Consider the following 9,586-nt stretch of genomic DNA (forward strand, 5'->3'; position numbering starts at 1 on the left):
TCAGGCTCCTGCGGTGGTGATGTCGAAACGGAACGGGGCCAGCGGGTCGGCCACCACCATCACGTGGTTGAGCACGAACTCGTAGATCAGGCCGCGATCCATGGAGGCCGGCGACAGCGGGAAGGCGTGGGTCGGCAGGTCCTTGTCCTCGGGCAGCGGGAAATGCAGCATGTACGGGTTGAGCAGGGCCAGGATGTCCTGGGTACGCGAGGCCTCGGGGCTGGTGGCGATGGCCAGCACGCCGATCTCCACCGGCTGGCCGACCTGCCGCTCCAGCTCGCCCAGCGCCGAATTCTTGCCGATGGCGCGGAACTGCAGGTCGTAGTCCGCCGGGCCGATGCCCAGGTTCTTCTCGATGCGCTGGCGCATCACGCCGTCCAGCAGCGCCAGCCACTCATCGAAGCGGGCGATGTATTCCGGCCCGCGCACCACGCTGAGCAGCACCGACTGGTAGCCGGCCGGGGCCGCGCCTTCCAGCTTCACGGTGTAGCGCTCGCTCGGCTCCCACACCGAGCCTTCCACCCGCACGCTGCGTTCGGACACGGCGGTGTAGGTGGCCGCCTCTACGTTCAGCGCGCCACCCGGCTCGACCAGCAGCAGCGGGTTGCTGTTCTCGTAGAGCATGTGCGCCATGACCGAGCGCGGGGTGAGCCGCGCTTGTTCGCCGAGGGCGGTGATGGTGAAGCCGCGGTCGTCGATCTCGGCCATCACCAGGGCGTCGGCCGGCGTGGTGGTGCACTGGGCGCCGCACTCCATGATCTTGCCCGCGTGCCAGGCCGGACCGGCCGGCGCGCCACGCATGATCGGCAGGCAGGCCAGCACCGCGGTGTCGGTGGCGCGACCGGCGACGATCACCTCGGCGCCCTGCTCCAGCGCGTGGATGAACGGCTCCACGCCCATCGCCGCGACGATGCGCGAGCAGCGCTCGACCAGCGCCTGGTCGATGGGCCGCACCGGGTTGAGCGGCAACACGCGGCCGTCGGCCCGCGCCTGGACCACCGTGGCGGCCGGCTGCTCGCCATAGATGGCGGCGATCTTCACGGTCTGCCCCAGCTCGGCGGCGACTTCCAGGCACAGGCCGCGCAGCAGGTCCACGCCCGCGTCGGAGCCGCAGGTGCCGCTGCTGCCGATGATCAGCGGCACGCCCAGCTCGGCGCGCGCCTTCATGTACACCAGCAGCTCGGCCTTGAGCACGGCGGGCGACGCCTTGGTCTTGCCGGTGCCCAGGTAGTGCGGGCCGGAGTCGGTCGAGCCGCCGTCCATCGCGATCACGTCGGGCTTCTCCAGCAGGGCCTGCTCGAACAGGTCCAGGCGTATGCCGGAGCCGATGCAGCCGGTGGGGACGAGTACTTTTATCGGTTTTTCCATGGGTCATTCCTCGCTTGGAAAGTGGCCACGCCCATCGGCGATGACGCAGGACGCTGGCGGCGTGTCGCCGTTCAGCACGGCGACGACGCACTGCGCGGCGATCAGGTTGGTGCGCTGCAGACCTTCATGGGTCGAGGCGCCGCTGTGCGGGGTGGCCACCACGTTTGGCAGCGCCAGCAGCGCCTCGGTGGTGGGCCGGTAGAGGGGATCGTTCTCGCTGAGGAACACGTCCAGGCCGGCGCCGGCGATGACGCCGTCCTGCAGCGCCTGGAGCAGCGCGCGGTCGTCGACCAGGCCGCCGCGGGCGGTGTTGATCAGGTAGGCCGTGGGTTTCATCCGGCGCAGGGCGGCGGCGTCGATCAGAAAGCGCGTGTCTTCCAGCAGGGGGGCGTGCAGGGTCACGTAGTCGCTCTCGCACAGCAGCCGGTCGAGGTCGACGTAGCGCACGCCGGCCTCTAGGCCGTATTCCCAGTCCGGGTTGGGCGAATACGCCAGCACCTCGGCGTCGAAGCCGGCCAGGCGCCTGGCGACACCGCGGCCTATGCGGCCCAGGCCGACGATGCCGACGGTCTTGCGGTACAGGTCGCGGCCCAGGGCGATGGCCCAGTCGCCCCTGACCATGCGCGCCTTGGCCTCGCCCAGGCGTCCCAGGGCCAGCATCATGGCGATGGCGTGGTCGGCGACGCTGGCGTCGTTGCCGCCGACGGCGATGGTGGCGACCTTGCCACTGGCGCGCACCGCCTCGACGTTGACCCGCTCGTAGCCGACGCCCCGGCGGGCGATCACCTTGAGCCGCGGCAGCCCGGCCAGCAGCCGGGCGGTGACCCAGGCGTGGCCGACGATCCAGGCGTCGGCATCGGCCAGCAGCGCCAGCAGCTGTTCCTCGTCGAGGTCGCCGTCGCCCTGCCGCTCCGACAGCGGCGCGATGCTCACCTCGCAGCCCTGGCTCCGCAGGTAGGCCAGGCTGTCGGGGTCGAAGAAGCGCTGGGTCACCAGGACCTTGCGCGGGGATTGCCTGTTCATTGCGTCTCTCTTCCTACGTTTCTCGCGGCAAGCCGCCGCCCATCCCCCTGTCGCGGACGACGGGGGCGTGGTGGTTCACGGGTGCGTGGTTCTAGAGGATCGCGCCGGTCGCCAGCGCCGCCAGGATCAGCACCGCGGAGCTGCCCAGCGCCCAGCCGAGGCAGTGGCGCTGCAGCTCGCCCATGTCGCGCTTGAGCAGCCCCACCAGCAGGTAGGGCGCCGCGATCAGCGGGCTCAGGGCGTGCACCGGCTGGCCCAGCACCGAGGCGCGGGCGATGTGCAGCGGGTCCACGCCGTACTGCCCGGCGGCGCCGTTGAGGATCGGCAGGATGCCGAAGAAGAAGGCGTCGTTGGACATGACGAAGGTGAAGGGGATCGCGGCCAGCGCGGTGATCAGGCTCATGTAGGGCCCGGAGCCCTCCGGCACCACGTCGAGGAAGGCCTGGGACATGCCGTCGACCATGCCCGAGCCGCTGAGAATCCCGGTGAAGGCACCGGCGGCGAAGATCAGCGCGACCACGTTGAGCACATTCTCCGCATGGGCGGCGACCCGCTCGCGCTGGTCGGCCAGGCGCGGGTAGTTGATCACCATGGCCAGGGCCAGGCCGACCATCATCAGCACCGGCAGCGGGGCGATGCCCAGGCCCATGGAGGCGACCAGGGCCAGCGTCAGCGCCAGGTTGACCCAGAACAGCCGCGGCCGGTGGCTGGCCTTGGCCTCGCGCTCCTGCGCCGGCTCCGCCGCCAGCGCCTGGCCGGCCACCCAGCCGAGGCGCCTGCGCTCGCGCTTGCCCAGCCACCAGGCGGCGGCGAAGGCGTACGCCAGGCCGGCCAGCATGGCCGGGATCAGGCCGAGGAACACCTCCAGCGCGTCCACGTGCAGGGCGCTGGCGGCGCGCGCCGTCGGCCCGCCCCAGGGCACGATGTTGATCACCGTGTTGGTCAGCAGCAGCATCACCGCCAGGATCAGCGGGTTCATGCCCAGGCGCAGGTACACCGGCAGGAAGGCGGTGACCACCACCAGCACGGTGGTCGCGCCGTCGCCGTCCAGCGAGATGATCGTCGCCAGCGCGGCGGTGCCCAGGGTGATGCGCAGCGGGTCGTCGCCGACCCAGCGGATGATCCGCTTCACCGCCGGCTCGAACAGGCCGGCGTCGAACATCACCGCGAAGTACAGCAGGGCGAACATCAGCATCATCGCGGTCGGCGTCACCTTGAGGACGCCGTCCATGATCATCTTGCCCAGTTCCGGCCCGAGGCCGAGCGCCAGGCCGAAGGCCACCGGCACCAGAATCAGCGCGACGATCGCCGACAGCCGCCGGGTGAGGATCAGCAGCATGAACACCGAGACCATCGCGAAACCAACCCAAGCCATTCTCTTGTCCTTGTTATCAGAAGCGTTCAGGTAGGGGCTCGCGCATCAGGCAGCGGGGCTGCCCGGATGCACGACGAAGCGAAAAGTACACATTGATCACATATACGTAAATCTGTATTTTTTTCGTACATCTTTCAGTCGAAAACCCAGGACAGCCCCACCCTGACGCCGGCCACGCCGGAGTCGCCCTCGCTCAGCGGGCTGTCGCCGATGCGCCCCGGCAGCCGCCGGTAGCTCGCCTCGGCATTCAGCAACCAGCGCTCGCCTAGCGGCTGCGCCAGGCCGAGCGCCACGCCCGGCACCACCGCGCTGCCGGGACGATAGCGCGCCACGCCGCGCGCCTCCTCGTCGCCCAGGGTGCCGTAGTAGTAGTTGGCGAGCTTGTCCGACAGATAGCTCACGCTCAGCGACGGCGTCAGCGTGGCATCGGCCAGGCGTAACGGATAGCCGTACTCCAGCTCAAGCTCGTAGCCGTCGCTGGCGCCGCTGACATCGCCCCGGGCGGTGGCCCGCAGCTCGCCGGCGGCGCCCTTCCAGGTGGCCCGCAGGCCGAGGTCGAGGCCGTTGTCGCGGTCTTCCAGCAGGTCGCGGTCGATGCCGTTGTCGGCCAGTTCGGCGCGGCCGAAGTCGTCGGCGTCGATGCCGTCGAAGCGGCCGGCGACGATGGCATCCAGGCCGAAGCCCTCGCCTTCGTACAGATGCACGCCGCCGGTCAGGCCACGCACGAAGAAGCGCTCACCCTCGTAGTGCAGCAGCGGCAGCGCCGACACGGAATTGCCTTCGCCGGCGTAGACGCTCTGCGCGGCGGACACGCCCAGGCCGATGGAGCGCAGGCCGGAGTCGCCGGCCTGGGCGGCGAGGGGCAGCAACAGGACGAGGGAAAGGAGATGGGTGGACTTCATCGGATCGACCTCTGACAGGGGAAGCTGGCAAGCGCTGGAAGGGCCTACATAGACGCCTCGCAGCAATGATTTACAGGAATGTAAACAGTCGACTAACATCGGTAAATCTGTACTGAAAACGTCTACCTGAAGGGCGCCATGGCCAACCAAGATGAGCTGTACCTCTCCGCCGAGGAGGCCGCCGGCCTGCTCGGCGTCAACCTGCCGACCCTGTACGCCTACGTGGGCCGCAAGAACATCCGTTCGGTGAAGATCGAGGGCTCGCGCAAGCGGCGCTACTGGGCGGCGGACATCCAGCGCCTGGTCAAGGGCTCGCGCAACGGCGGCGACGGCGCGCCGGGCAAGCGCGGCGCGGACTCCCACAGCTCGCTGACCCTGCTCACCGAGGACGGCCTGTACTACCGCGGCCGGGACGTCAACGAACTGGTGGAAACCGCCACGGTGGAGGAAGTGGCGGAGATGTTCTGGCAGGTGCCGGGCGCATTCGGCGACGCGCTGCCGCACATGCCGGCCGGCGTGCCGCAGCTGCTGGAGCTGTACGGCCACACCACGGTGATCGAGAAGGCCATCGCCCTGTTCCCCCTGGTGGAACGGGAGAACCCCAAGGCCTTCGACCTGTCACCGGAAGGCTACGCGCGCACCGGCGCCGACGTGGTGCGCTGGCTCGCCGCGCTGGTGGTCGGCGCGACGGCGCCGGATACCCGCCCGCTGCACGAATTCATCGCCTCGTCGTGCGGCGTCGACCAGCGCTTCGCCGACCTGATCCGGCGCATGCTGATCCTGTGCATCGACCACGAGCTGGACCACTCCACCTATAGCGTGCGGGCGGCGGCGAACACCGGCATCACCCCCTACTACGCGGCGATCACCGGCCTGGCCACGGCGCGCGGGCGACGCGTCGCCTACGGCCGTAACGAGGCGGTCAGCCACCTGCTGGAGGACATCTGCAACGCCAAGGACCCGGCCGAGCCGATCCTCCAGTACTACAGCCAGGGCGGCGACATCCCCGGCTTCTGCGCCAACGCGCACACCGCGCACCACGTGCACAGCGTCGCCGACCCGCGCGCCATCAACCTGAAGCAGACCCTCGACGCGATGTTCGCCGAGGACCCGGACTACCTGCGCCTGCTCAAGGCGATGCAGGTGGCGGAGGAACTGGTGCAGCACCCGGCGGAGTTCATCCTGCTGGTCAGCTTCGTCGGCCGCAAACTCAACCTGGGCGGCCAGGAACTGGCCCTCGCCGCCGTCGCCCGCCTGATCGGCTGGATCGCCCACGCCTGCGAGCAGTACAACCAGCACCCGCTGATCCGCCACCGCGCCCGCTACACCGGCACCCTGCCGGGCTGACCTCCCGCCCTGGCCGGCGCGCTATCCCGCGCCGGCGCCCTGCCCTTGCCGCCCCCCTTCGCCCGCGCCTCCCCGGCGCGCGGCCGACACGCATGCACAAAAATCGTACAGATTTACATGTCAATCGCATATGTATAGCGTCTTATGGAGATCAGTTCATACATATGTACAAAAACAGTACATCAATGCCCTGACTCGCCAAGCCTAGGGATGCCCGGGAACGCAGCGCTCGCTGGGGCCCGCATCGAAAACAAGAAAAGGTGAACAGACGTGAAACCAACCATCAAGCGGCCCGGCATGCCCGGTGCAGCCATCCTGGCGGTGGCGACGGCGAGCTACATGGCCGGCGCCCAAGCGGTCAATTTCAACATCGGCGAAGTGGAAGGGAAGTTCGACTCGGCCCTGTCCATCGGCGCGAGCTGGGCGGTGCGCGCGCCGGACCGCGACTTCATCGGCGCCGGCAACGGCGGCAAGGGCGATACCCGCACCTCCGACGACGCGCGCCTGAACTTCAAGAAGGGCGAGACCTTCTCGAAGATCTTCAAGGGCATCCACGACCTCGAACTGAAGTACGGCGACACCGGGGTGTTCCTGCGCGGCAAGTACTGGTACGACTTCGAACTGAAGGACGAGCACCGCCTGCTCTACGACATCCGCGACGACAACCGCAAGCGCGGCGCCCAGTCGTCCGGCGTGGAGCTGCTCGACGCCTTCGTCTACCACAACTACGAGGTCGCCGACCTGCCCGGCTCGGTCCGCGTCGGCAAGCAGGTGGTCAGCTGGGGCGGCAGCCTGTTCATCGGCGGCGGCATCAACAGCATCAACCCGCTGGATGCCAACGCCCTGCGCCGCCCCGGCTCGGAGCTGAAGGAAGGCCTGCTGCCGGTGAACATGTTCTACCTGCAGCAGGCGCTGGCCGAAGACATCAGCGTGGAGGCCTTCTACCAGCTGGAGTGGGACCAGACCGTCGCCGACAACTGCGGCACCTTCTTCGCCAGCTCGGACATCATCGCCGACGGCTGCGACGACCGTTACGTGGTCAGCGGGCGGGACATCGAACCGGGCCAGTCCGACAACAGCGGCCGCAACGGCAACACCATCTACCTGCCCCGCGGCGGCGACCGCGACGCCCGCGACAGCGGCCAGTTCGGCCTCGCCCTGCGCTGGTTCGTGCCGGAGCTGAACGACACCGAGTTCAGCCTCTACTACCTCAACTACCACAGCCGCATGCCGGTGGGTAACTCGGTCATCAGCAGCGCGGAAAACCCCTTCGCCACCCCGGGCTACGGCGCGGCCTACGCCCAGTACTTCCTCTCCTACCCCGAGGACATCCGCCTGTACGGCCTGAGCTTCGCCACCACCGTGGGCACCGCCTCCGTGGAAGGCGAGCTGAGCCACCGGCCGAACATGCCGCTGGGCGTCGACGACCTGACCTACGCCACCCTGCGCCTGTCGCCGCTGGTACCGAGCATCATCCCCAACTCGGGCATCCCCGGCGACGAGGTGCAAGGCTACACCCGAGTGCCCATGACCCAGGGCCAGGTGAGCGTGGTGCAGACCTTCGACCAGGTGCTGGGCGCTAGCCGCCTGAACCTGATCGGCGAGGTGGCCTTCAACCACCTCAACGGCATCAGCGAGGGCAAGTGGGGCGAGTTCCGCTTCGGCCGCGCCAGCCACTTCGGACCGGGCGAATACTTCGGCGAGGACGGCACCGACCTGTGCCGGGCCGTGCTCAGCAGCCTGCCGGAATACTGCAACGACAAGGGCTTCTTCACCCGCAACTCCTGGGGTTACCGCCTGCGCGCCGGCCTGACCTACAACGGCGTGATCGGCGGGCTCGACCTCAGCCCCAGCCTGGCCTGGTCGCACGACGTGGACGGCTACGGCCCCAACTTCACCGAGGGCAGCAAGGCCGTCAGCATCGGCCTCAGTGCCAAGTACCTGAACAACTACGAAGCCAGCATCAGTTACACCGACTTCTTCGGCGGCGACTACGCCACCAACGGTGACCGCGACTTCATCAGCGCCAGCATCGGCGTGACGTTCTGAGGATGCTCCACATGAATCGACCCACCCTCTTCTCGCGCTGCGCGCTCTCGCTGTGCCTGCCGCTGCTGCTCAACACCGCCCATGCCGCCGTGGACGCGGCGCAGGCGGACAGGCTCGGCACCAGCCTCACCCCGGTCGGCGCCGAGCGCGCCGGCAACGCCGCCGGCAGCATCCCCGAGTGGACCGGCGGCCTGGCGCAGGACGCCGGCCAGGTCAGCGACGGCTTCCGCGCCGATCCGTTCGCCGGCGAGGCGCCGCTGTTCACCATCACCGCGCAGAACCTGGACCAGTACCGGGAGCAGCTGAGCCCGGGCCAGCAGGCGCTGTTCGCCCGCTACCCCAACACCTACAAGATTCCCGTGTACACCACCCACCGCAGCATCGCCTGGCCGCAGAAGGCCTACGAGATCGCGCGGCGCAACGCCACCGCCACGCAGACGGTGGAAGGCGGCAACGGCCTGGAGAACTACTCCAGCCCGCTGGCCTTCCCCATCCCGCAGAACGGCCTGGAAGTGCTGTGGAACCACATCACCCGCTACCGCGGCGGCAGCTTCACCCGGGAAACCACGGCCTTCATGACCACCCCCACCGGCGACTACTCGTGGAAGACCGAGCGCGACCGCCTGGCCTACAGCGAGGAACTGCTGGACTACGACCCGAAGAAGTCGAAGAACATCCTCTACTACTTCACCTCCGAGAACATCGCGCCGGCGCGCGACGTGGGCGGCGTGCTGCTGGTCCACGAGACCCTCAACCAGGTGAAGGAACCGCGGATGGCCTGGCAGTACAACTCCGGCCAGCGCCGGGTGCGTCGCGCGCCGCAGGTGGCCTACGACAGCCCCGGCCCGGGCAACCTGCGCACCACCGACCAGACCGACATGTTCAACGGCTCGCCGGATCGCTACGACTGGCAACTGGTCGGCAAGCGCGAGATGTACGTGCCCTACAACAGCTTCCGCCTGGCGGACCCGGCCAACAGCTATGACGAGCTGATCACCCCCGGCCACCTCAACCAGGACAAGACCCGCTACGAACTGCACCGGGTCTGGGAAATCGTCGGCACGCTGAAGGAGGGGCAGCGCCACGTCTACTCCAAGCGCCACCTGTTCATCGACGAGGACAGCTGGACCATCGTCGAGGCCGACCACTACGACGCCCGCGGCAACCTGTGGCGCGTCTCGGAGAACCACATCCTGCCGCTGTACGACGTGCAGACGCAGATCTCCGCCGGCGAGCTGACCTACGACCTGATCTCGGGCCGCTACCTGGGCAACTACATGTTCAACAAGGTGAAGAACGCCTACCGCTTCGGCCTCAAGGCCAAGACCGCGGACTTCACCCCGGCGGCGCTGCGCGCCATCGGCATCCGCTGACCGCCGCGCCAGGAGGAACCGCCTCCAGCACACCCGTCATCGAAATCTGCTGGAGACCTTGCCGCCCCCTCGGGGCGGCTTTTTTATGGCTATGTCCCCGTTAGGCTCTGTACGAAAAGTCGTCGAGCGAAGGTCAGGCGAGGGCTAGG

General features: G+C 68.5%; 7 protein-coding genes. 3 read left to right on the plus strand and 4 right to left on the minus strand.

Annotation, left to right across the window (positions count from 1 at the left end):
• The 4 genes from N5D30_RS23095 to N5D30_RS23110 form a co-directional block, all read right to left on the minus strand.
• Complete coding sequence (locus tag N5D30_RS23095) at positions 1 to 1,368, minus strand: acyclic terpene utilization AtuA family protein (protein WP_279910871.1); 1,368 nt, start codon at positions 1,366 to 1,368, stop codon at positions 1 to 3.
• 3 nt (positions 1,369 to 1,371) lie between these two features.
• Positions 1,372 to 2,391 (minus strand): phosphoglycerate dehydrogenase, encoded by a 1,020-nt coding sequence (locus tag N5D30_RS23100; protein ID WP_279902626.1) that lies wholly within the window; start codon positions 2,389 to 2,391, stop codon positions 1,372 to 1,374.
• A gap of 91 nt (positions 2,392 to 2,482) precedes the next feature.
• On the minus strand, positions 2,483 to 3,766 hold the full coding sequence (locus N5D30_RS23105) for a citrate:proton symporter (RefSeq protein ID WP_279910872.1): 1,284 nt from the start codon (positions 3,764 to 3,766) through the stop codon (positions 2,483 to 2,485).
• A 134-nt stretch (positions 3,767 to 3,900) separates the two neighbouring features.
• Positions 3,901 to 4,668 (minus strand): MipA/OmpV family protein, encoded by a 768-nt coding sequence (locus tag N5D30_RS23110; protein WP_279910873.1) that lies wholly within the window; start codon positions 4,666 to 4,668, stop codon positions 3,901 to 3,903.
• Between the two features lie 138 nt (positions 4,669 to 4,806).
• On the opposite strand from N5D30_RS23110, the gene N5D30_RS23115 reads away from it, so the two are divergent.
• The 3 genes from N5D30_RS23115 to N5D30_RS23125 all read left to right on the plus strand — a co-directional run bounded on the left by N5D30_RS23115 (position 4,807) and on the right by N5D30_RS23125 (position 9,437).
• The gene (locus N5D30_RS23115; protein ID WP_279910874.1) at positions 4,807 to 6,015 is read left to right on the plus strand and encodes a citrate synthase; all 1,209 of its coding nucleotides are present in this window, start codon (positions 4,807 to 4,809) and stop codon (positions 6,013 to 6,015) included.
• Positions 6,016 to 6,312: 297 nt separating this feature from the next.
• A complete protein-coding gene (locus tag N5D30_RS23120) occupies positions 6,313 to 8,064 on the plus strand; it encodes a DUF1302 domain-containing protein (protein WP_279910876.1) in 1,752 nt (583 codons plus the stop codon).
• A gap of 11 nt (positions 8,065 to 8,075) precedes the next feature.
• Positions 8,076 to 9,437, plus strand: a complete 1,362-nt coding sequence (locus tag N5D30_RS23125) for a DUF1329 domain-containing protein (protein ID WP_279910875.1) — start codon at positions 8,076 to 8,078, stop codon at positions 9,435 to 9,437.
• The last annotated feature ends 149 nt before the right edge of the window (positions 9,438 to 9,586 follow it).

It is taken from the genome of Pseudomonas sp. GD03875 (genome assembly GCF_029840585.1).
Classification (GTDB): domain Bacteria; phylum Pseudomonadota; class Gammaproteobacteria; order Pseudomonadales; family Pseudomonadaceae; genus Aquipseudomonas; species Aquipseudomonas paralcaligenes.